We start from the raw sequence: 20838 nt of genomic DNA, 5'->3' as shown, positions 1-20838 counted from the left end.
AATTTCTTATTCTTTTCTCTATATTTTGTAACTGTTTTGATAACGAATCAACAATTCCTCTAAGTTCTTGATTGCTTCTTTGCATCTCTTAATAATTATTATCAATCTTTTCAGTTTCTGCAATTGTCAGTGCATATTCCACATCAAGATATGTTTGTGCTCTATCTTTATCATTTTGGCAATAATACACTAATTTTAGAGACTTGTGATCCATCAATGCTTCTGCAAAATCAGATTGATGTGCATCCGTCACCTGTGTTTTAAACCATGCACGAAGGGCATGAAAATAGATAGAATTTCTACCGTTCTCATTTTTTTCAGAAATCTCAGGAATGTTCTTCAATACTGTTGATAACTGCTTTTCTAGATTATGGCATGTTGATGAACACTTTTGACTAGTCTTTTTTTTGAGAATCTCCAGTCCGTCTCCGTGTTGGAATAAAAACAAATATCTTTCATTTTTTATCTCTATTTTCTTTCTAGATAGATAATCTCTAAGAGCACTTACTGCTTCAGATGAGATATGAGTAATTCTAGTCTCTCTTGTCTTGTAGAGTCTGCGCTTGCATTGATTTGGTATTTTTTTCTGAATTACTTAAAGACCGATGAAACAAAGTCACTATACACTAGTTATTGATGACTAAAATTCTGCTTCTTCTAATGCCTTTGCACAGGAACAATTTCTAGTTTTAGGGATTTGATCAATTAATTCTGTTAAGACTCTCTTTGTTTTCTCTACATTTTTTGATAGTGTCTCTAAAACTTCTTTGGCAGTAACGGGTTTTTCTGCCCATACATCATAATCTGTTACAGTTGAAATTGATACATAACACATTTGTGCTTCTCGTGCTAGCTGGCATTCTGGAACGAGTGTCATTCCAATAATATCTGCTCCAGTCGTTCTGTAGAATTTTGATTCTGCTTTGGTTGAAAATCGAGGACCCTCAATGCAGATATAAGTACAATCTTTATGCATTTTCAAATCCTGATTTTCTATAACTTGAAGAATGGATGATTGTAATTCTGGACAAAAAGGATCTGCAACAGAAATGTGGATAACTCTTCCTTCTTCTGAAAACGAACCTTTTCTAGATTTTGTAAAATCTAGAAATTGTGATGGCAATGCAAAGTGTCCTGGTTCCAATTCTTCTTTAAGACTTCCAACTGCAGACGGTGCGATGATTCTTGTAACTCCTAATTCCTTGAATGCCCAAATGTTTGCCTTGAAATTAATCATATGTGGGGGAATTGTGTGTTTTTTTCCATGTCTTGGAAGAAAAGCAATTTTTCTTCCATTAAAAATTCCTACAGTGATAGTATCTGAAGGCTTTCCATAAGGTGTAACAATATCAATCTCTTGTGCATTTTCAAGTAATCCTGAATCATAAATTCCTGTTCCTCCAAAAATCCCAATCTCTACATCTTTTTCCATTAATACTTCACCAATGATTTACAATTGTATTTGCTAATTCCTTTAATTCCATTTAATTCTGTTAATTCTATGATGAATGCAAAACCCGCAATTTTACCCCCTACTTTTTCAATTAATTTTGCTGAGGCTTTTGCTGTACCTCCTGTAGCCAGTAAATCATCGCAGATTAGCACCCTTTGTTCTTTCTCGATAATGTCTTTTTGAATTTCAATGGTGTCTTTTCCATATTCAACAGTATATGCCAATTTTATAGTCTTTCCAGGTAATTTTCCTGCCTTTCTAATCATCATCATTCCTTTGTTGTATCTTGAAGCTAAAATACATGCAAGAATGAATCCACGTGATTCAATTCCTGCAAATACATCAATATCTTTAGTATGAAAATACTTTGAAAACTCATCTGCAATTTCAGATAATGCTGACGGATCCTTCAAAATTGGACTAAAATCTCTAAATAAAATTCCTTTTTTAGGAAAATTTGGATATTCTGCTATTTTATCTTTTAAATTCATGACTATCTGTCTTCTGAAGTGAAATAAAATTGTTTGATACTATTTTATCTCAAAAGTAGTTTCAGCTGAATTAAACGCATCTTTTGCTTTTATTGTATATATTCCAGGTTCAGTATCTTTAGGCACGATCCATGGTTGCTTAATTTCTCCTGATTTTGATGCAGGAAATGATAATTCTTCAATCACATTATTATTTTCTCCAATAATTTCTATTTGTACTGTTTGTTGAGCTCCTACTATGGAGATATTTACTGTCTTTCCATATCCTGGAATATCTGCTCCTTCTGTAATTGAGACTATCATTCCTTCTGTTGCAACTGCTTGAACTTCGATATCTGTATTGTCAAAATTTGAACCACTTGTTGCCTTTAGTGTCCATGTTCCTGATTTACCATCTGAAGGGATCCTAAATGAACCCTCAGAAATTTTCCCATTTTTGTTTGAAAATGTCTCTTTTGTTTTTACTATCTTCCCATCTGGATCAGTCATAGTTACAGTTAGAAGAACATTTGGTGCTGTATTGCCTAAAATCAAAATTGGATCACCTGTATGATAACTTAGTTTTGTAGTGTTGATATTGATCTCTCCTGAACCTGTTAGCAAACCAACTGTGAAAATTTCTTCACTTTGTTCTCCTCCTTTACTAATAACTGCAGTGTATACTCCTGTCGCATACCCTTTCAAATCAAGAGTGATACTTGCTCTTCCATCAGCTGCCAGTTTAATGGATTGGGATTCTCCTTTTGGTTTATCCGAGGGATCAATAATTAACAAATTAATGATTTCTGATGCCTTTCCTGTTAGTGAAATAATGGCACTGTCCCCTGATTTATAATTTAATTTATCAAACTCCAAGTTAACTGGAATTGTGGGTAACTGCCCTAATCCTACAAAAATTAATTCTTTCTTTTTTTCTTGCGTTGCAATTAATGTGTAAGTTCCTTCTGCAGTGCTTTGAGTAGTTGGAAATTCAAACTCTATACTTCCTGATTCATCAATTTCAATAATATCTGAAAATATTTCTGTTCCTAAAGGATCTTCTAATACTAATTCAATTGATTTGTTTGGTAGTGCGGTTCCATTAAATCTAATAATTTCCCCTGGTTCAAATTTCAAACTAGTGGGTGTAATGATGATTACTTTGTCTGATTCGATTGTCCAGCTAATCGATTCATTTTGCTTTCCATCTGAAATAACACCCATGTATTTGCCAAAGGGCCTATCCAATGGAACTAAGAGTGGTTCTAATTCCCAGTTTCCTTTACTATCAACTTCTGTTGTTCTTGTCCTGATTACTTCTCCATCTGGTGAAGTGATCGTTATTGAAATTCCTTTGCCTGGAGAACCTGTTCCAAAAATCTCTAATAAATCTCCCCTATGCACAATATTTGGAATACCTTGTACTGTGAGTTTGATATTTTCTGGTGGAATTCTATTTGGTATCTCACCTATTCTAAGACTGAGTTTTTTTTCTTCACCTTCTTTATCCTTGATAATAAAATCTGCTCTATCTGCCTTTTGCTCCTCTGGAATTTTCATTGTAGTCATAAAGTGTCCATCTTTATCTGTCACAAAACTTCCAATCTTTTTTGAATTGATGTAAAAATCAAATTCTTGGGATACTCCAAATTTATCTCCTGTAACTCTAATTGATGAACCTATGTTTGGTTTTTCTGGAACTATTCTAAAGATTGATTCTGCAGAAATGCTGGGCCCTGTACTTTTTTCAACTTGACCATTATCTGGATTTTGAGTCACTTTTGATAATTCTTTTGGTAATACTTTACCTGTGTCAATTTGTTTGTTTTTACTGTCTAATGCTTTCCAATTAATTCCTGAATTTACTTTATCTGTTTTAACACCAAATTTCACAGATTCGCCTTTTTTGATTGGTTCAGATGATGTGAAAACAATTACTCCTTGGGGTGTTTTCTCTCCTACCCACCCTTTTTCAGTTTTAAAAGATTTGAAATTAAAATCACTACTAACCCAAATTCTGAAAGTATTGATATCCTCATTTTGTTCATTTGTTAATTCAATAATTGTAGTTTCTTCTAAAGCGATACTTGTTACATCAATTTCCTCTGCATAAGATGGAACAACTGTAAATGTTATTGAAAGTAATACTGCAATTGAAAGGACGATTCCTCTCACTGAGGATTTGTGCATGTTCACCAAATTATCCATCTCTCTCTTAAACCTTAGAGATTTTTCCCTGCTCTGCTATTTTTTAATTCAGTATCTTTCATAAGCAAACTTCTTAAATCTTAAGCCTTGGCCTTTTGAAATTTACTAGGGTCAGGCTTGGCAGCTATATTCTGATATTGTCTTATTCTTTCAGCAATTAATCTGTATAATGATCTAAATTGATCCTTGGTTTTATCTGTAAGAAAACTAGTGTCTTCGAGGGCAATTTTTTCACATATGTATCTAGTAATTTCTTCATTATCAAATTCCCCCCAATCATCTTCTCTGTGGTCTTGCCATATTTTTTTCAATTTTTCTAATACTCCTTTGCCTTCTTTAGATGCAACCTCTTCAGGAGTAAGATTTGAAAATCCTTCGCGTCTTAACTTTATCTCATAAGTCTGATTCACTGGATGCAAATAATCTTCAAGTGCAATATAGTCTTCAATTGATTCTAGTTTCTTTCCTTCCTTTTCAAAGAAAATAGTTTGAATGGATGAAAATTCATTTGATACTAACTGGGCAGAAATTTGCTTTGACTCTTCAGAATTATCTAATAATACAAATGTTCTGTAGCCATGATTTCTGTAGAAAATCGCTAGCGGTAAAACAGAGTTTTTGTTATAAGCTGCAACAACATTGAGAGGGTTCATTGAAATATTTGGATCCTGTAAAAATTTGTCAAAAGCATTAAGATACATCGCATCTGACATCGTCTCCACAATAATTATTGGTCTGGAGTTTGTTCCAATTTCCCTATCTACAATAGATTCAACTTGTCCTCTAGATAATCCATACAAAATTGGTGTTAATGTTTTATCGTCTGCATTCCAATAATCATAAAAGATTCTACTGAGATGTTTTCTTCTGTCCAATTCTACGACTAGCAAGTTGCCTGGTGTATAATCAAATATCATAAATGGGGAATGTGTTGCATACAAAACTTGGTTTGATCCAGCTAAATTTTTCAACAAGTCTGAAATTCCCATTTGTTGAGTTGGATGAAGATTTCTTGCAGGTTCATCTAAAAGTAATAATGCTTCTTTTAATTCTGCTCTTTGCGTTTCAGCTGCAAAGTTTACAATAAATGAAAATGTCCATTTGAATCCCTCTGCTCTTCTGTTTAGTAATCCTGTGTTTGTTATTGTTCCATCTTTGTGAACATCTGAAATTACCACACTCATGATATTACCTGGATTGTATCTCAAATCTACGTGGATGGGATCTCCTTTCCATGCTGGATTCAGTTTATTGGTTAATCTGTTGCTTGCAGCATTTAGAAGTTTGATGCATTTTGAAGGACTCTCTTTTATTTCATCTAGTTCTTTCATATCAAGTTCCGCAAGATAAAATAGATTTCTTACAGTCTCTGCTTTATCAAATTCTTCAATATATTCAATCGAATCTGCTCTTTCTCCTCTCTCTTCTCTGAGAAATTCATTAAGATTGATGTTGCCATAGATTTTTTTATAATCTGAAAAATAGACAAATCTTGGATGCAAATCAGATGCAATAAAATTCTCCAAGGCAGTCTTTATGCTTTCACCACTTAGCAAATTTGAAAATTGATTCTCTGGATTTTCATAGATTTTTTCCCACTCTTCAATAACTTTTGGTTCTTGAATTGCAATTACGTGAAACTGATTACTAAATTCTGCCATCCCACTATCAAAAGTCTCTTGATTCTTTGGAACTGGTCCTTCAAAGAATTTTGTATTAATTTGTATTCTCAGATGGTTTGGAATGGTATCTAAAAATCCTAGAATCTGTCTTGAGAAATTTTCCCATGAATTGATTCCTTGACTTTCATCTTCACTAAGTTCAATGTCTTCGAATTCGTATTGAACTTTTGGTCTTCTGTTTGTCCTAATTAATTTAATTTTTTTAATTTCCGGTAAACTTGGGAATTTTTCTTTTATCAACTCTCTTTCATGCTGATTTAGATCAAATTCTCCTTCTGCTAATCTAATTTCTTCTTTGAGCTCCTCATTCATTTCATCACAAAGATCTAACTCTGAAACCTGCTCATCTCTGTTTAACAAGGTTAACGCTTGAAGAATGGTGGTTTTACCACTTTCATTTCTACCAACAAAGGCAGCTAAATCTCCAACTGTAATCTCTCCAGAATCATGAATACAACGATATGCCCTAACTCTGAATTTTCTAAGTCGCATCTAGCGATATTTAGTCGGCTACGATTTAACTCATTCGTCAAATTGATCTGAAGTTTCAAATTTTGCTAAATAGATATAAGGGAATCATAGGTCTTAAAACAAAATGGTGTCTAAAAGAATTTTTGTAGTATTTGTCTTACCTGTAATCTTTTCAGTAGTATTTGGTTCTGCTGTAATGAGTGATATCTTAGAAAAACCTGGCAGGGAATTAAACATGTGGCCAATGTCTTCCTCAGAAGGATTTCCAACCCATAAATCTTCAATTGAAATAATCGGTCTTGCTAAACAATATTCTACTTCAGTACCTGTAGAAATTCAAATTAAAATCGTCGACTCTTCTTTTGATTGTGGCGATCTATATATCACAATTTACTCATCTGCAAATGATGCGGTTACTCAAGGTGGCTTTTTTGAGCAATGCTTTGAAAAAGGAAATTCAATCATTCCTATTAATGATAAATTTTCCAAAGTCATTGACACTCCAGGCTCATATGAAATAGTCGCAGAAATGGTTTCAAAACAATTACAGAATATCTCAACAAGAGGAACATTTACTGTTAAATAGGCATGAATTTTTCTATGATAAATAAGAACTTGAATTTAAAAAATAAGGTGATTTAATGGCAAAGAAAAAAGATACTCTAACTGATGAAGCTGCAAAAATAAAGGCAGAACTGGATGAATTAAAAAAGAAAAAGAAAGTTCTAGATTCATCACCAAAGAAAAAAGCTAAAGTAAAACCAGCAAAGAAAAAAGCTAAAGTAAAACCAGCAAAGAAAAAAGCTAAAGTAAAACCAGCAAAGAAAAAAGCTAAAGTAAAACCAGCAAAGAAAAAAGCTGAGCCAAAGCCACCAAAAGAGAAAAAATTAACTAAAAAAGAATTAGAAGAAGCAAAGAAAGAAGCAGAAAAAACATTGGAAGAAGAATTAGAAGAACAACTTTCTGATGAAGAAATTGAAAACTTTCAAATCGAAAAAGTTGACATGGAAAGACTAACTAACAAAGTTTGTGATATTCTAGCAGAACGTGAATCTGATGGAATGTTTCAAAGTGAACTTTGGAAAAAACTTAAACTTACAAGTCGTGATGGTTCACGTTTAGCATTAAAACTTGAAAGAATGGGAACTATTACTAGGGAAAAACTTCTAGAGAAAGGACGCTGGACTTACAAATTAATTTTAAAGAAAACTCCGATTAGTACTCAATCAATTGAAAATGCTCCATGTTTGGTATGTCCTGTTGAACAGAAATGTTCACTTGAAGGTGAAATTAGTCCTAGGAACTGTCAATTCATTGAAGATTGGGTCATTGCTGAGATGAAAAAACCTACGAAGATCAAATGAAATTAATTGATGCTCGCAAAGATCATTACCGCAGATTAGCTCATGAACAAGGTTATCGAAGTAGAGCTGCATTCAAACTACAAGAATTAAACAAATCTTATCGTATTATTGGTCCTGGATTTTACGTACTTGATCTTGGATGTGCTCCTGGTGGTTGGACTCAGATGGCTGTAAAATTAGCAGGAAATCAAGGCAAAGTAATGGGTGTTGATTTATCTTATGTTGAAGAGATTCCAGGTGCTCATATTATTAGAGAAAATATTGAAGATGAACATGTAATTGATGAGGTCATGACCTATTTTGGGCGTAAAGTCAATGCTGTAATTTGTGATCTTTCTCCTCAAGTTAGTGGAAATTGGTCAGTTGATCATGCTAAACAAATTTCATTAAATTATGATTGCACCAAAATAATGGACAAAGTTTTAGCAAACAAAGGTAATGCTGTATTCAAAGTTTTTGATGGTGAATACTCTATGGAATTTAGAGACTATGTTAAGAAAAAATTTGCTAGAATAAATCTTACAAAACCTAGTGCAAGTAGAAAACAAAGTAGTGAATTATACCTTGTTTGTTTAGGTTTTATTGGCTAGTCTGAAAAATCTTAATTATTTCATTAATGTTAGCATTTGTCCTAAATCCTGTTGGACAAAATGATGTGATACTTGCTAAAAAATTATTTTTTTGTAAATTTAATATTGCATTTTCAAGTTTAGGTGGTGAAGATTTCATTTTTGATGCAATCTCATCTAATGTAAAATAAGTTCCTGGCATTTCTGATTCTGCAAGACATTTGGCAAGTATTTTCTCACAAATCTTGTCTACTTGTAAATTTGGAATTTCTAGAATCATATTTTGAATAAATTCTTTATCAAAAATTTTCCCTATCCATAGAGGCCCTGCAATACTAATTTTCTGACTGCATAAATCACATTCTTGTTCTTGCTCTAATGATATTTTTCTATGACCACAATTTTTACAATGTAAAATATATCCTATATTTTCTTCCTGATCTGGTCTGTTTAGAACTTTGACATAAGTTCTATAGTAGTGCATTTCACTTTCAACAAATAATGGAATAATTTCTACACCTAATCTTGCAGCAACGCCTCTAAGACAACCTAAGATTAACCTGATTGCTATTTCGTTTCCATACTTTGCTCTTACTGGAATTCCGCCGTATTTTCTTTTGCATGCACTCTGAAAGAGTCCGTTTAGAACTTGAAGATCTGTTGCAGCAGTAGATAAAATTCCCCCATGCATGGTTGCTCTAATTCCACAATCAAAAAATGCTGCAGGTGAGCCAAAGGGATCAATATCTACAATCGAGCCTCTTTGGCCTTTTTTTGAATATTTGCTCAAAAATCTACATACTTCTTTTTTAGAAAATTCTATATTTTCTAAATTATTTAGATTAACTGAATATTCTGCCATTTTTAGAGCACTTGGATTTAGATCATTGATCACTATTTTTTCTACTTTTAACTCATTTCCAACTCTTAATCCTCTTGCACCAATTCCTGATAACCCTTCCAAGAGAATTTTTGGACCGTGAAAATTTTTTAGAAAAGCAGCATACGCAATTATTGAAAAATCTCTATTCAATTTTGCTTTTGGATTAAAGAATGCAGGTTTTTTTGGTGGGACTTTTTCTATTAGTGATTTTTTTGGTACTAACAACTTTGTTTTACCCTCAATAATTTCTTGAAAAGAATCATTTGGAATTTCCAACTAACTTTCAATTTTTTCTAAACGTATAACGGTTTAATACTTGTGGATTAAGACACAATTCGTGCAAATTTGCGGTATTGATGATGCTGGACGTGGTCCTATGTTGGGACCATTGGTAATAGCTGGAATTTCATTAGATAAAAAAAATATAAAAAAATTAAGCGCTTTAGGTGTAAAAGATTCAAAAAAACTCACTCCTAAATTACGTGAACATCTCTACAAGAAAATTATTGAAATTGTCGATGATTACTATATTGCAAAAATTTCTCCTAGATTAATTGATGCTAGTGTAAAGAAACATTGTTTGAATGGTTTAGAGGCAAAATACATGGCAAAAGTAGTTTCAAAATTAAATCCTGATATCTCATATGTTGATTCATGTGATGTTGATCCAACTCGATTTGGAAGAGAAATTTCTAAATTGTCTGATAATCATAAGATCAAATCATATCATCGTGCAGATAGTAGATTTGTAGTAGTTTCTGCGGCATCTATTCTAGCTAAAGTTAGTAGAGATAGGGCCATTATGAAATTAGGAAAAGATCATAATTTAGGCAGTGGCTATCCATCTGATTCTGTAACTGTAAAATTTGTAAAAAAATATTACAAAAAACATCATGAAATGCCTAAATTTGTGCGTAAAAGTTGGAAACCTGTTCAGAAAATAATGGGAAATAATTAGTTTTTATATTTTGCAATTACCATTGCATGATCTTTGTCGTATGGGTACAAATCAATAGATTGTAAAATATCGAAATTTGCTTTTAGTTTCTCTGTTTCTTCTTCAATAATTCTTCTTGGTGATTTTGTCACATCAATACTACGTGTTTTAATTACTAAAAAGAAATAACCTCCTTTTTTTAGATACATTTCACAATTGTCCAACGCAATTTGTGTTTGATCTGGTTGTGCTATATCCACATACACTATGTCAACTTTTCCAAATACTGAAAAGTATTCTTTTGGTTTTCTTGCATCTTGCAATATTGGAATAATATTTGATCTGTATGATGCAACTCTATCAAGAAAATCTCTTGCTACTCTGCTGGCATGTTCAACTCCAAAAATTATTCCACTAGGGCCGACAATGTCTGAAATGTGACTTACAGTAGTTCCAGTTGATGCTCCTAAATACAGTACTTTACTTTTATTTTCAAATGGAAAATATTCCAGATCATTCATTATGGCTGCTGCTAATTTACTTCTAAAGGCATCCCATAATCTGTATTCTACTCCTTTTTTGATAATTAGTTTTTCTTTATACACTTGATTTCCAGGAACTAGATTTTCAGTAGCTAATTTTTTTTCGCCTTCTGATTTTATCCAAAAATATGATTGATTATCTTCTTCCAAACTTCTTTCTCTTTTTATTTGAATCTGGTCTTTCATACTTTGAACTACCACCTTCTCTTCTTCTATCACCACCTTCTCTTCTTCTATCACCACCTTCTCTTCTTCTATCACCACCTTCTCTTCTTCTATCACCACCTTCTCTTCTTCTATCACCACCTTCTCTTCTTCTATCACCACCTTCTCTTCTTCTATCACCACCTTCTCTTCTTCTATCACCACCTTCTCTTCTTCTATCACCACCTTCTCTTCTTCTATCACCACCTTCTCTTCTTCTATCACCACCTTCTCTTCTTCTATCACCAAAGTTTCCACCTTCGCGTCTAAATGATTGAGGTTTTCTGATGTCTTTTTCAGTTGGATTTTCATACTTTTTGCCAATCTCATTAACTCTGATGTTGAGTTTTTCAAGAAGTGTTTGGTTTAGTCCTTCACCATAGACATCTACTCTTGCAGCAATCACTGCCTTGGCAGCAACTGCTCGTGCAATTTTGCCTCTTTGCCATCTAGGGGCCGCATGAACCATTGCATGTTGAAATAGCAATCCGTGTTTTGGTGGTTGAGACCCTGTCTTCAATGATCTAAACAATGCTTTTTCAGCTCCTAGGACTTGTATTGTACTAGCAGGAAGTGAAGCTAATCTTTTGAGACTTCCTGCTCTTCCTAAAATTCTTGCACCTACTGCACTACCAAGAATTGCTGAAAGATTTGGTGCAATTTCTTGCATTGCGGTTTCAACATGCTCTTCAAGTTTTTTACGTAATTCATGAAAATCTAAAATTTGTTTTGCAATTGATTGAACTATAGCTAAATTGACATCAGAAATATCTCCACCTCTACTTTTTGAAGAAATTAAAGATAGCATCTCCACTTTTGATTCTGGAAATCCTGCATCTTCAAAGACTTGTTTTGTTAATGATTCTCGTTTTCCAGCAAGTACGATTTGTGCATATCCGTTAATACTATCAATAATGTTGTCTAATTCGGGAAAATGTAATCCGTACCATTCTCGAAGTCTTGAACTTAGACCATTTGCAATCTTGTCGATTTCGTCTAATGAATTGATTGCTTGAATGATGTGTAGGTCTGGACTTTCAGAAACTTCGGTAACTTTAGATGATGATAGTCCTAAAGCAAACTCTCTTAGTTTTCCTAATGTATCCTGTAAATTAGAAGCAAATCCTGAATCGACAATAATCTGTGGTTTTGTTGCTTGAATGTTATCTAACTCTGAGGATTCCATCAAGTAACAATCAATAGAATATTTTTTTAAAATTACAAGTAATGATTCATCACTTACAGAAACTCCTCTTTGAATTGAAGCTAGATAATTGATTAATTCATTTAGTTTTGATTCTTTATTTTTTACTAAGAGATATTCTTTAACTGGATTTGAGAATGGAAATGCTTTTTCAAGCTTTCCTTCATTGAAAATTGAGATTCCCAATTCTGTTAATATCACAGAATACATGACTAGTTGATTCTAAATCACCTTTAAAAAAGGTACCAGAATCGTGAATCAACTATTATATTCGAAACTAAGTTCATTATTCAAAGTGGAACCCAGTCTTGCAACTTCCATAGGCCAAATTCAATTAGATAGGCCTGTAATGCTGGCATCTGGAATTTTAGGTATATCCTTGGATGTTTTTAATCGATTATATCGCTCAGGTGCAGGTGCAGTTGTAACTAAATCACTAAGTACAGAACCATGGGAAGGCTATCCAAATCCAACTATCTTCAGTGTGAAAGGTGGTGGCTGGATAAATGCCGTAGGTCTCTCAAATCCTGGAGCTCCTAATTTTGCTAAAATGATTGAACCTAACCAAGAAGTTCCAATAGTAGTTAGTCTAGTAGGTTCAATCCCTGAAGATTTTGAAATGATGATACAACAGTTTGAAAATTGTAAAGTTATAGCATATGAGCTTAATCTCTCCTGCCCTCATGTTGCCAAAGTTGGTTTAGAAGTTGGTGATGATCCAGAATTAGTTAGGAAGATTGTAACTATTGCAAAAAACACTACTGATATTCCTATAATTGCAAAAGTAGGTCTGGGCACCACGCATTATCTTAACACTGTAAATACTGCAATAGATTCTGGAATTGATGCAATAACTGCAATCAATACAGTTAGAGCAATGGCCATAGATGTTGAAACACAACGACCGATTCTTAGTAATAAATTTGGAGGATTATCTGGAACTCCAATCAAACCAATTGCATTGAGATGTGTGTATGAGATTTCTTCAAAACATGACATTCCAATAATTGGATGTGGTGGTGTTTCTACATGGGAAGATGCAGTAGAATTTTTCTTAGCAGGCGCTTCTGCAATTCAACTTGGCAGTGCAGTGGGTAATGATTGGATTGATGTTTTTAGTGAAATCAATAACGGAATATTACAATACATGAAAAGAAAAAATTACTCTTCAATAAAGGATATGGTGGGTCTTGCAAAGAAATCATAATCATACAACAATTGTTACAATTGAAAAAGTAATTGATGAAACACCTACTGTTAGAACTCTGATTTTTTCAGATGATAGGATGTCCAATGTTCTTCCTGGGCAATTTGCGATGGTTTGGATTCCGGGCGTTAATGAATTACCTATGAGTGTGATGATTTCTAAAGAACCTGGAAAGGCTGCATTTACTGTAAGAAAACATGGTCCGGCTTCAACTGGTTTGTTTAATGTTAAAGAAGGACAACAAATTGGAATTCGTGGCCCATATGGAAACTCATTTGATCTCAAAGAAGGAAAACTTTTGTTAGTTGGTGGTGGAACGGGTCTTGTTCCAATGATGCGATTACTTTCTTTTGTAAAATCAACAGATGATGTTACCGTTCTAATAGGTGCAAAATCAAAAGACGAAGTATTCTTTGAAGACTTGGCAAATAATATGTTGAAAAATAATCCTCACAAAGTAATAGTTTCAACTGATGATGGAAGTTACGGTGAAAAAGGATTTGTCACTGATCTAGTTGAAAAACTTGTTAATGAATCTAATTTTGATGGGGTGTATGCATGTGGACCTGAAATAATGATGTACAAAACTGTGCGATCAGCTCATTCCAGGAATATGTTTGTTCAAGCAAGTCTTGAGAGAATGATGAAATGTGGTGTTGGAATTTGTGGAAGCTGCTGTGTTGGGGAAGATCTAGTATGCAGGGATGGAACTGTTTTTGATGGAGACCATCTTTCTTCAAACAAGGAATTTGGTCATTTTTACAGGAATAAGGCTGGAATTTTAGAAAAATACTGAATTTTACTAGCAAGGTTTAAAATAAATCACAAAATTATTTCCATGACGGATATGGGAACTCCAAAAATTGTTTTAACTGCAGATCGAACTTTGATGTCTCCATATAGAGGTCTTTCACTGGCAACATTTTTTGGATGTGCGCCAGCCATTGATCCTAATCGAGATAAAAGCAGTTTTTGGTACAAAATACTTGGAAAACAAGTAACTCCAAAAATTCTATTTGATTTTATCTGTAATTATATTCCACACACAAACGGTGTGGCAAACTATGCGCCATATGGCTTGAGAAAATTGGAAGCCGGTTTACTCCGAGATGGATTTAGTAGACAAGATGTAGTCGTTGCCCATCCTGATCACATTGAGCAATTCATTGGCCCTCAAACTGAAGTCGTTGGAACATATGAAATGGATCCTCTTGGAATGGGTCCTGTAACTATGACATTTACTTATGGTAGAAAACAAACATCCTATGATGAATTTTACAATACTGAATTACATCATAGAATCAAAGCTGCTAAATTAAAAACTGGAAGTAAAGCCAAAGTAATTTCTGGGGCATCAGGAACTTGGCAATACAATTATGATCCGGGAAAAATTGAAGAATTTGGAATCTATGCAATTCTAGAAGGAGAATTAGGTGGAATCGCACCTGAAATTGATGGACATGCTGGAAGATTCTTCAACTATTTGATTAACGGTGACTTTGAAAATATGGATCCTTTCAGAAAGAGAAGTGACTTTAAGGTTAACATTAAAGAATTTGAAAGAAATGGCAAAAAAATCCATGGACGATTTGTTAATTTCTGGGATAGGCCTGAACTTGAAGAAATTCCTGACATTGTAGAACCAAGTATGCATGGAATGGTTGAGGTAATGCGTGGTTGTGGTAGAGGTTGTAAATTCTGTGATGTTACATTAAGATCATTGAGATACTATTCTCCTGAAAAAGTCAAAAGAGAAATTGAAGTTAACATAAAGAAAGGTGGTTCTAAATCTGCATGGATTCACAGTGATGATATTTTCGTTTATGGAATGGATCCTAGAACTGCAAAAGGAATGGAACCAAACAGAGAAGCACTAGAAGAATTATTCACAGCAATCATGTCAACTGGTGTTGAACATACAAACCCAACACACGGTACTTTGGCAGGAGCAATTGCTGATGAAAAACTAATTCCAAATCTTTCTAAAATTATTAAATCAAGTCCTGATAACATGATTGGTATCCAAGCTGGATTTGAAACTGGCAGTCTTAGATTGATTGGCAAATACGCTGATAGAAAACTTGCACCATATTCTCCTGATGAATGGCACTGGGTTGTAAAAGAAGGTGTCAAGACATTGAACCAAGACTATTGGATTCCAGCATTCACATTAATCATGGGTCTTGACAATGATGAAACTCCTGAAGACTCTTGGGAGACTATACGTTTGCTCAGTGAATTAGAAAATGAGCAGCCTGACTCTATGTTTACAGCTACTGCACTAACCTTTGTTCCTATTGGATTGTTGGAAAAATCTGATTTCTTTAACATTGGAAATGAAATGACTCCTGCTCAACTAGGTGTTCTTTACAAGACTTGGCAGCACAATTTCAAATATGGTATTCAAAAATTCATGACCAAGACTGGTTCAAAAGGTCCTCAAAGATACTTCTTTAATGCTATAGCAAGATCTCTTGGCGGTGTTCCTCTTGGTGCCATGGAAAGGTATGCTCGTAGAAAGAGTAAGGAACACGAAAAAGTAATTGAGACTGTTAAAGCAAAGTACTGGTAGTCATACAAATACATAAATTCACTAATTCCTATTTTAAAACATGGCAACACACGGTTCACTTACCAAAGCAGGTAAAGTAAGAGGACAGACACCAAAAGTTGAAGGACGAAAGATTGTGGGTACTAGTTCTAGTCTTAGAAACAAAAGTAACTTCAAAAAGAGATTTGTCCTAGGTAGATTTCCTGGTCAGAACAAACCAGGACAAAGAAGAAAGAGACGTTAATCGACTCTTGTTAAAATTTTATCATTTTGCGATCATTTTTTAAAACAGATTCTGTCAAGCCTACAGTTGGTATTTCAGGCGTAAAGAATCGGTTGATATGATTTTTCCAGTATCGCACTAAATTTCATTCCTAAAAATCATAGCCATGAAGATCAAAACCTGTTTTTAGGCACACACCCGTTTGAGAGTAAAATTGGTTAGTTTCTTGAGTTGTTCTTCTGTTATGTTTTCGTGTGTTTTTATATATGCTTTAACCATATTTGCCTATTAGGCATGTCCTGTATTGGAGAACTATTCAGCAGATCAACCTAAGGTTAACCGGTGGAATTTTTTACCGTCAAGTTGACAGAACCATCTTTATGTGTCAGAATTCTTTGATTGTCTTCAACAAAGAGCCGTCATAGGTCATTAACTGCTCAGGATAACAATTCAGCATTATTCCGTTATTAATTGGGTAGAATTGTATGTTTTCACACGTTGAATCGTACTCCATTGGTGTATTATCAAATTCCCAGTCAAAGCCGTTTGCGATTGTTGTTTCAGGGTATCCATGACCACGAACCAGAGTGATAGTATCTGAGTTCTCATCATATGTTACCTTCCCATACAGTGCATTTGGATAGAGATAGATTACTTTTGGGTGTGATGTGATTACATCAAACTCTTCCTGTGTGACATATTCATTGTGCAGTAAGATTACCTTGTCGTATGTTTTCAGAATGTCTGGATTCTTTGCTACATGTGTGTCTGCAATAATGTCATAGCCTAGCAGTTTCAAGACTTGTGCTCCTGCACCTGAAGCTTCTGATCTTACGTCATCCCTTATCGGTACTGTTAGACATTCAAAACTACATTCCCCCTTATAGTATGAATAGAATCCGTTGTCTGCATAAGCTGATGAGGTAAATATTGGAAATATTACAACCATGTTTTGAGGATTATCTCTTAGTAGATGTCGTTTTTTTCAGGGTTTAGTGCATATTTTGCATTGAACATTGTGATTGAATTTCCATCATCATTGTAATCCAGGGTGTCAAGATTAATAATGTCAAATAACAGGTTTTGTGAATCTATCAGGTCTGACAGTTTTTGTTTCTCTGCAGCATCTTTTTCTGATGATGAATATCCTACATATGCAAGTGCAATGATTACAGCTATTGAGATTCCAAGAATTGTAATTTTGTTCATGTATTAACTTGTGAATGTCTGGTATTTATTTTAACGGGAGCTGTGAGTCTCAGCACAATTACATCAGACCTCATAGTGCATTAGATGGACAAACACCTAGTGAGAAATGCGGTATGGAGATTAAAGGAGATAACAAATGGTTGACACTGATTCAAAATGCAAGTAAATAAAACTAGGATTGTTTTTGTAAAAGATCAAAATACATAATGTCTTGTTTGTCTTCTCTTTTAATTAATTTAAATTTAAATTTCTCTTGATACCACGGTATAACTTCTTGTAACGGATGCAATGCAACAGTTCTACACCCTATCTTCTCAGAATATTGTTTGGCTTGTGCAAAAGCCCATGAAATCATTGACGAACCTATGGAATTACATTCATAATCTTTATGAGTTGCAATTTGACCAATTAGCAAAGAAGGTATTGTACTGTATGGATATTTTGATCTTTTTTCTTTGATTATTTCCTTTCTGTCAATTGAAAACATTGCAAGAGAGATATATCCTACTGCGATTTTATTGTCATAAACCCAAACCCATGTAGTGCCTACTTTTTTCTCTTGATCACGTAATGCATCTTCTTTGATATGTTTAATCATGTCGAGATTTTTATTGTCAAAAGAATTTATCCCAATAGTGTTATCACTAAGCTTAGTAACAACTATCTTATCAAAATCTATTACTGACAATTAATTACTGAGAAATTTTTAATTTACTTGCATGCTCAAGAGAATTTTGTAAAATCTTCATTTGTTCTTCTGTTTGACCCTGTTCTAAATCACTGATTAGGGTGTTCCAATCTTTCTCATCTAATGGTTTGATTTCTCTTAATGCCATGTTATACGTATAACAGAATCCAGATTTAACAGTTATGTTGCTTAAATATTCTAAACAAGTTTTGGCGGTTAAATAGACGCTAACCTCAAAAAGGTCTATCGACGTATCTGCCGCTAGTCATGAATCTTTCAGTGGTAAGTGGCTTACTATCATTCAAAATGCAAGATATGTGCCGACACTTGACACGGAGAAGAATTAGGGAGATGTGCTGTAGATTTGACAGAACCTCGAAACAGGTTCTGTCAAGCCTGCGGTTGGTGTTTCAGGCGTAAACAATCGGTTGACGGTATTTAGGCGGTACCGTACTATTAAGTATGAATGATCAGGCAATCATACCATATTATTATATAATCGATATGTCGATATATCGATATACATGGAAACTCAAGAATGGTTAAATCAATGTAAATATTGGACACCAGCAGATGACATATTATATGATGAAGGTATGAAAAGTGGCACTGCAATAAATCCAGAAACCAACCAACCATATACAATGGAAGATATAAAACAGATTGTACAATCACTTCCTTATTGAGTAATGACGAACCAGCGTTTGAACCTTCAAACGAATTTATAAAAAAATTATCTAGTTTGCCAAATAGGGCGGATGGTATTTTGATAGAACAGTTAATGTCCTTGATTAATAATCATAATCCTCCACGTGTTACAGAATGTGGAGATGAGAAATTCATTGCCTATGATGAAGAATGTAAAATATTGTATGATAGAAAAATATGGAAATTCGTTAATTTTGATTTAAGACCATAATTATTTTTCTCTACTTGCATTTTGAATCAATGTAATCCATTTGTTATCACCGTTAATGGTAATTCCGCATTTTTCACTTGGTGTCATGTTGTCTAATGCACTATGAGGTCTAATGTAATTGTGAAACAGTTGATAACCTGTTAGTGTTACAGAATCCATTTTCTTTATTCCTCTCATTGTTTTCTCTCTATCACGAATTTCTCCATTCAGTCTTTCCATCTTGTTGTTGTTCATGTCACCTTGTAAGTGAATGTGTCTGATGTGTAATGTCCTGTGTTGTCTTTTCAATGTCCAAAATTCTTTTTTGTATGCTTCATGGTATGATCCTAATCCATCAGTAATGAACACTTTGGGTTTTGTCTGTGTAACTTGTTTTGATTTTTGTAATAACGTACTTGCATCATGTCCTTCCTTTCTGTCTGCGACTTCTTGTGCAATCCAGAAACGAGTTTCATCGTCCATCATTGCAAATACATATTTCAACTCACCACGAATCTTGACATAAATCTCATCTGCTCTCCAAGCATCTCCAACATGTGGAACTATCTTGTCTAGGTATTGATTCATGAGTTTTGTGTATTTGTTAATCCAGTTGTAAACTGTTTGGTGTGTTACATCCATACCCAATAACTTCAAAGATTTAGCCACGTTTCTTAATGACTCGCCTGAAAAGTATAGTTGCATGGCAGTAGTGATTCCTTTAGGATTGTGTTTCATCTTCTCAAAGCCTAGATTCATTGAGAATGTCTTGTGACAATCAGAACATGAGAATCTCTGAATTGCCGTGTGTTTGTTTCTTCTGATGCCGTATTTCTTTAGGTTCTTTGAATGGCAGAATCTACATGAATCCACACTTACAGGCTCGATTGTTACCTTGTTTCTCTCCCTCACTTCCTCTCTGATTTTGAGTGAAAATTCTATTGCGTGAATGTGCTTACAGCATACCTTTCTGAAAGTGTGATCGGCACAGTTGCAATGCCATTGATTGTATATTTTGATAACATCATAATCCCTGTTTGTAGTCTGGGAATGTACATGATAATGATAGTCTGATACTCTGATTAGATCGCTTTTGAGTGCAATTTGTTTTCCTTTTGTTTCTCTTTGATTCATACTACTAGTAGTATGTAATACTATTACTTAAACACTGTTGAAAAATATTATATACTATGAGTAGTATTATATTATATGGCTAAAGTAGAGAGAACAACTACATCGATCAAGATTAGACCCGATGTGTGGAAAAAGGCAAAGATTGAAGCTATCAAAGAGGACATTGATTTGTCTGTATTGGTTGAAAAAGCACTAGAACGTTACACGAGGGGAAAATAAATGACGACATATCCTGAAAATTTTATGAAAGATGTAATGGGTTTTTCAAAAACATTAAGCAATGAAAACTGGCAAAAAATGCTAAATGGAATGAATAATGATGAAGCAATATCTAAAATACAATATTACCTTATTGATGTACAAACTGCAATTAAGATATTGTATGTTGTAATAGAAAATGAGATGAAAGAAACTAACAGAATTAGAGTCTTATTGGATAAACTACCTGATACTAAAGAGTTTGAAGCAGTAAAACACGAATTAGCCCAACAACGAAAAGAATCCATTGAAACACTTCTTCCTATCAAGAAATTATCTGAGGCTCTAGAAGAATCCAAAAACAGGAAGGTTGACTATATTGGATAACTCTGATACTTACATTGAGAAGTCAGCTCTTGAAAAACTCAATTATGCCTTAGAAGTAGAAAAATTAACATATGAATTATCAGAGCATCTTGCAAATAGTGTTAAATGGTTAAATCATTATTGCAAGACAAACAACATTCCATTACCAGATCAAGATAAGATTAATGAAATCGTGGATAAAGCAGTCAAATTAAACGACGATTTCAACCGAAAATTTACAGAAGACGGTATACACCGTAGACTTTACAGAGCCTCGAAACAGGTTCTGTCAACTTATCGTCAGATATTCTAGGTGTCAAAATTCGTCGGGTGGGGTTTTGAGCAGTACCGTACTAATTGAGTTATTATGTAATTAC

At 33.9% G+C, this 20838-nt stretch carries 26 protein-coding genes; 13 read left to right on the top strand and 13 right to left on the bottom strand.

Features of this window, described 5'->3' with window-relative positions:
- Positions 1-88 precede the first annotated feature (88 nt).
- From C5F50_RS10725 to C5F50_RS10705, 5 genes are all read right to left on the bottom strand, one after another.
- Positions 89-580: a tyrosine-type recombinase/integrase gene (locus C5F50_RS10725; protein ID WP_280924490.1), complete on the bottom strand. Its 492-nt coding sequence runs from the start codon at positions 578-580 to the stop codon at positions 89-91.
- 60 nt (positions 581-640) lie between these two features.
- Positions 641-1432 carry an S-methyl-5'-thioadenosine phosphorylase gene (locus tag C5F50_RS10720; protein ID WP_179371322.1) on the bottom strand — a complete coding sequence of 264 codons (792 nt, stop codon included), beginning with the start codon at positions 1430-1432 and terminating at the stop codon, positions 641-643.
- On the bottom strand, positions 1432-1944 hold the full coding sequence (locus tag C5F50_RS10715; protein WP_179371321.1) for an adenine phosphoribosyltransferase: 513 nt from the start codon (positions 1942-1944) through the stop codon (positions 1432-1434). The genes C5F50_RS10720 and C5F50_RS10715 overlap by 1 nt, the downstream gene beginning before the upstream one ends.
- Before the next feature lie 39 nt (positions 1945-1983).
- Complete coding sequence (locus C5F50_RS10710) at positions 1984-4113, bottom strand: alpha-2-macroglobulin family protein (RefSeq protein ID WP_179371320.1); 2130 nt, start codon at positions 4111-4113, stop codon at positions 1984-1986.
- Positions 4114-4211: 98 nt separating this feature from the next.
- Positions 4212-6305 carry an AAA family ATPase gene (locus C5F50_RS10705; RefSeq protein ID WP_179371319.1) on the bottom strand — a complete coding sequence of 698 codons (2094 nt, stop codon included), beginning with the start codon at positions 6303-6305 and terminating at the stop codon, positions 4212-4214.
- 103 nt (positions 6306-6408) lie between these two features.
- On the opposite strand from C5F50_RS10705, the gene C5F50_RS10700 reads away from it, so the two are divergent.
- From C5F50_RS10700 to C5F50_RS10690, 3 genes are read left to right on the top strand one after another with little or no spacing between them, the layout of a single operon-like run.
- Positions 6409-6870: a hypothetical protein gene (locus C5F50_RS10700; RefSeq protein ID WP_179371318.1), complete on the top strand. Its 462-nt coding sequence runs from the start codon at positions 6409-6411 to the stop codon at positions 6868-6870.
- Positions 6871-6925: 55 nt separating this feature from the next.
- On the top strand, positions 6926-7648 hold the full coding sequence (locus C5F50_RS10695; protein WP_179371317.1) for a helix-turn-helix transcriptional regulator: 723 nt from the start codon (positions 6926-6928) through the stop codon (positions 7646-7648).
- On the top strand, positions 7645-8238 hold the full coding sequence (locus C5F50_RS10690) for an RlmE family RNA methyltransferase (protein WP_179371316.1): 594 nt from the start codon (positions 7645-7647) through the stop codon (positions 8236-8238). The genes C5F50_RS10695 and C5F50_RS10690 overlap by 4 nt, the downstream gene beginning before the upstream one ends.
- Here the strand turns inward: C5F50_RS10690 and C5F50_RS10685 are convergent.
- On the bottom strand, positions 8228-9376 hold the full coding sequence (locus C5F50_RS10685) for a tRNA (guanine-N1)-methyltransferase (protein WP_179371315.1): 1149 nt from the start codon (positions 9374-9376) through the stop codon (positions 8228-8230). The genes C5F50_RS10690 and C5F50_RS10685 overlap by 11 nt on opposite strands.
- 61 nt (positions 9377-9437) lie before the next feature.
- On the opposite strand from C5F50_RS10685, the gene rnhB reads away from it, so the two are divergent.
- Positions 9438-10058, top strand: coding sequence for a ribonuclease HII (rnhB, locus tag C5F50_RS10680; protein ID WP_179371314.1), 621 nt, complete (start codon positions 9438-9440; stop codon positions 10056-10058).
- On the opposite strand, the gene C5F50_RS10675 is transcribed toward rnhB, so the two are convergent.
- Positions 10055-10765, bottom strand: a complete 711-nt coding sequence (locus C5F50_RS10675) for a fibrillarin-like rRNA/tRNA 2'-O-methyltransferase (protein WP_179371313.1) — start codon at positions 10763-10765, stop codon at positions 10055-10057. The genes rnhB and C5F50_RS10675 overlap by 4 nt on opposite strands.
- Complete coding sequence (locus tag C5F50_RS10670; RefSeq protein ID WP_179371312.1) at positions 10716-12197, bottom strand: NOP5/NOP56 family protein; 1482 nt, start codon at positions 12195-12197, stop codon at positions 10716-10718. The genes C5F50_RS10675 and C5F50_RS10670 overlap by 50 nt, the downstream gene beginning before the upstream one ends.
- Before the next feature lie 43 nt (positions 12198-12240).
- Here C5F50_RS10670 and C5F50_RS10665 point away from each other — a divergent pair, with 43 nt between their 5' ends.
- Genes C5F50_RS10665 through C5F50_RS10650 form a run of 4 tightly spaced genes read left to right on the top strand, consistent with a single transcriptional unit; the run spans position 12241 to position 15989 of the window.
- The gene (locus C5F50_RS10665; protein ID WP_246282047.1) at positions 12241-13194 is read left to right on the top strand and encodes a dihydroorotate dehydrogenase; all 954 of its coding nucleotides are present in this window, start codon (positions 12241-12243) and stop codon (positions 13192-13194) included.
- A complete protein-coding gene (locus C5F50_RS10660; protein ID WP_179371311.1) occupies positions 13178-13990 on the top strand; it encodes a dihydroorotate dehydrogenase electron transfer subunit in 813 nt (270 codons plus the stop codon). The genes C5F50_RS10665 and C5F50_RS10660 overlap by 17 nt, the downstream gene beginning before the upstream one ends.
- 51 nt (positions 13991-14041) lie before the next feature.
- Positions 14042-15766 (top strand): B12-binding domain-containing radical SAM protein, encoded by a 1725-nt coding sequence (locus tag C5F50_RS10655; RefSeq protein WP_179371310.1) that lies wholly within the window; start codon positions 14042-14044, stop codon positions 15764-15766.
- 40 nt (positions 15767-15806) lie between these two features.
- Positions 15807-15989 (top strand): 30S ribosomal protein S30e, encoded by a 183-nt coding sequence (locus C5F50_RS10650; RefSeq protein ID WP_048115322.1) that lies wholly within the window; start codon positions 15807-15809, stop codon positions 15987-15989.
- Between the two features lie 364 nt (positions 15990-16353).
- On the opposite strand, the gene C5F50_RS10645 is transcribed toward C5F50_RS10650, so the two are convergent.
- The 4 genes from C5F50_RS10645 to C5F50_RS10630 form a co-directional block, all read right to left on the bottom strand.
- Positions 16354-16917, bottom strand: a complete 564-nt coding sequence (locus C5F50_RS10645) for a hypothetical protein (protein WP_179371309.1) — start codon at positions 16915-16917, stop codon at positions 16354-16356.
- A gap of 17 nt (positions 16918-16934) precedes the next feature.
- Complete coding sequence (locus C5F50_RS10640) at positions 16935-17177, bottom strand: hypothetical protein (protein WP_179371308.1); 243 nt, start codon at positions 17175-17177, stop codon at positions 16935-16937.
- Positions 17178-17349: 172 nt separating this feature from the next.
- On the bottom strand, positions 17350-17865 hold the full coding sequence (locus tag C5F50_RS10635) for a GNAT family N-acetyltransferase (RefSeq protein WP_179371307.1): 516 nt from the start codon (positions 17863-17865) through the stop codon (positions 17350-17352).
- 4 nt (positions 17866-17869) lie between these two features.
- Positions 17870-18013 (bottom strand): hypothetical protein, encoded by a 144-nt coding sequence (locus tag C5F50_RS10630; protein WP_179371306.1) that lies wholly within the window; start codon positions 18011-18013, stop codon positions 17870-17872.
- Between the two features lie 376 nt (positions 18014-18389).
- On the opposite strand from C5F50_RS10630, the gene C5F50_RS10625 reads away from it, so the two are divergent.
- Both C5F50_RS10625 and C5F50_RS10620 read left to right on the top strand, forming a co-directional pair.
- Complete coding sequence (locus C5F50_RS10625; RefSeq protein ID WP_179371305.1) at positions 18390-18551, top strand: hypothetical protein; 162 nt, start codon at positions 18390-18392, stop codon at positions 18549-18551.
- Positions 18548-18784: a hypothetical protein gene (locus C5F50_RS10620; protein ID WP_179371304.1), complete on the top strand. Its 237-nt coding sequence runs from the start codon at positions 18548-18550 to the stop codon at positions 18782-18784. Before C5F50_RS10625 ends, C5F50_RS10620 begins: the two co-directional genes overlap by 4 nt.
- Here C5F50_RS10620 and C5F50_RS10615 read toward each other — a convergent pair whose 3' ends face one another.
- Entirely contained in the window at positions 18785-19897 is a 1113-nt protein-coding gene (locus C5F50_RS10615) for an IS6 family transposase (protein WP_246282046.1), read from the bottom strand.
- Positions 19898-19972: 75 nt separating this feature from the next.
- Here C5F50_RS10615 and C5F50_RS10610 point away from each other — a divergent pair, with 75 nt between their 5' ends.
- The 3 genes from C5F50_RS10610 to C5F50_RS10600 are packed head-to-tail and all read left to right on the top strand — an operon-like array spanning position 19973 to position 20774.
- Positions 19973-20116, top strand: a complete 144-nt coding sequence (locus tag C5F50_RS10610) for a hypothetical protein (RefSeq protein WP_179371303.1) — start codon at positions 19973-19975, stop codon at positions 20114-20116.
- Positions 20117-20482, top strand: a complete 366-nt coding sequence (locus C5F50_RS10605; protein ID WP_179371302.1) for a hypothetical protein — start codon at positions 20117-20119, stop codon at positions 20480-20482.
- The gene (locus tag C5F50_RS10600; protein ID WP_179371301.1) at positions 20475-20774 is read left to right on the top strand and encodes a hypothetical protein; all 300 of its coding nucleotides are present in this window, start codon (positions 20475-20477) and stop codon (positions 20772-20774) included. Before C5F50_RS10605 ends, C5F50_RS10600 begins: the two co-directional genes overlap by 8 nt.
- The last annotated feature ends 64 nt before the right edge of the window (positions 20775-20838 follow it).

This window comes from Nitrosopumilus ureiphilus, from assembly GCF_013407185.1.
GTDB classification, from domain to species: Archaea; Thermoproteota; Nitrososphaeria; order Nitrososphaerales; family Nitrosopumilaceae; genus Nitrosopumilus; species Nitrosopumilus ureiphilus.
Note: the sequence above shows the minus strand (reverse complement) of the source record. Positions and strands in the feature narration are given on the sequence as shown.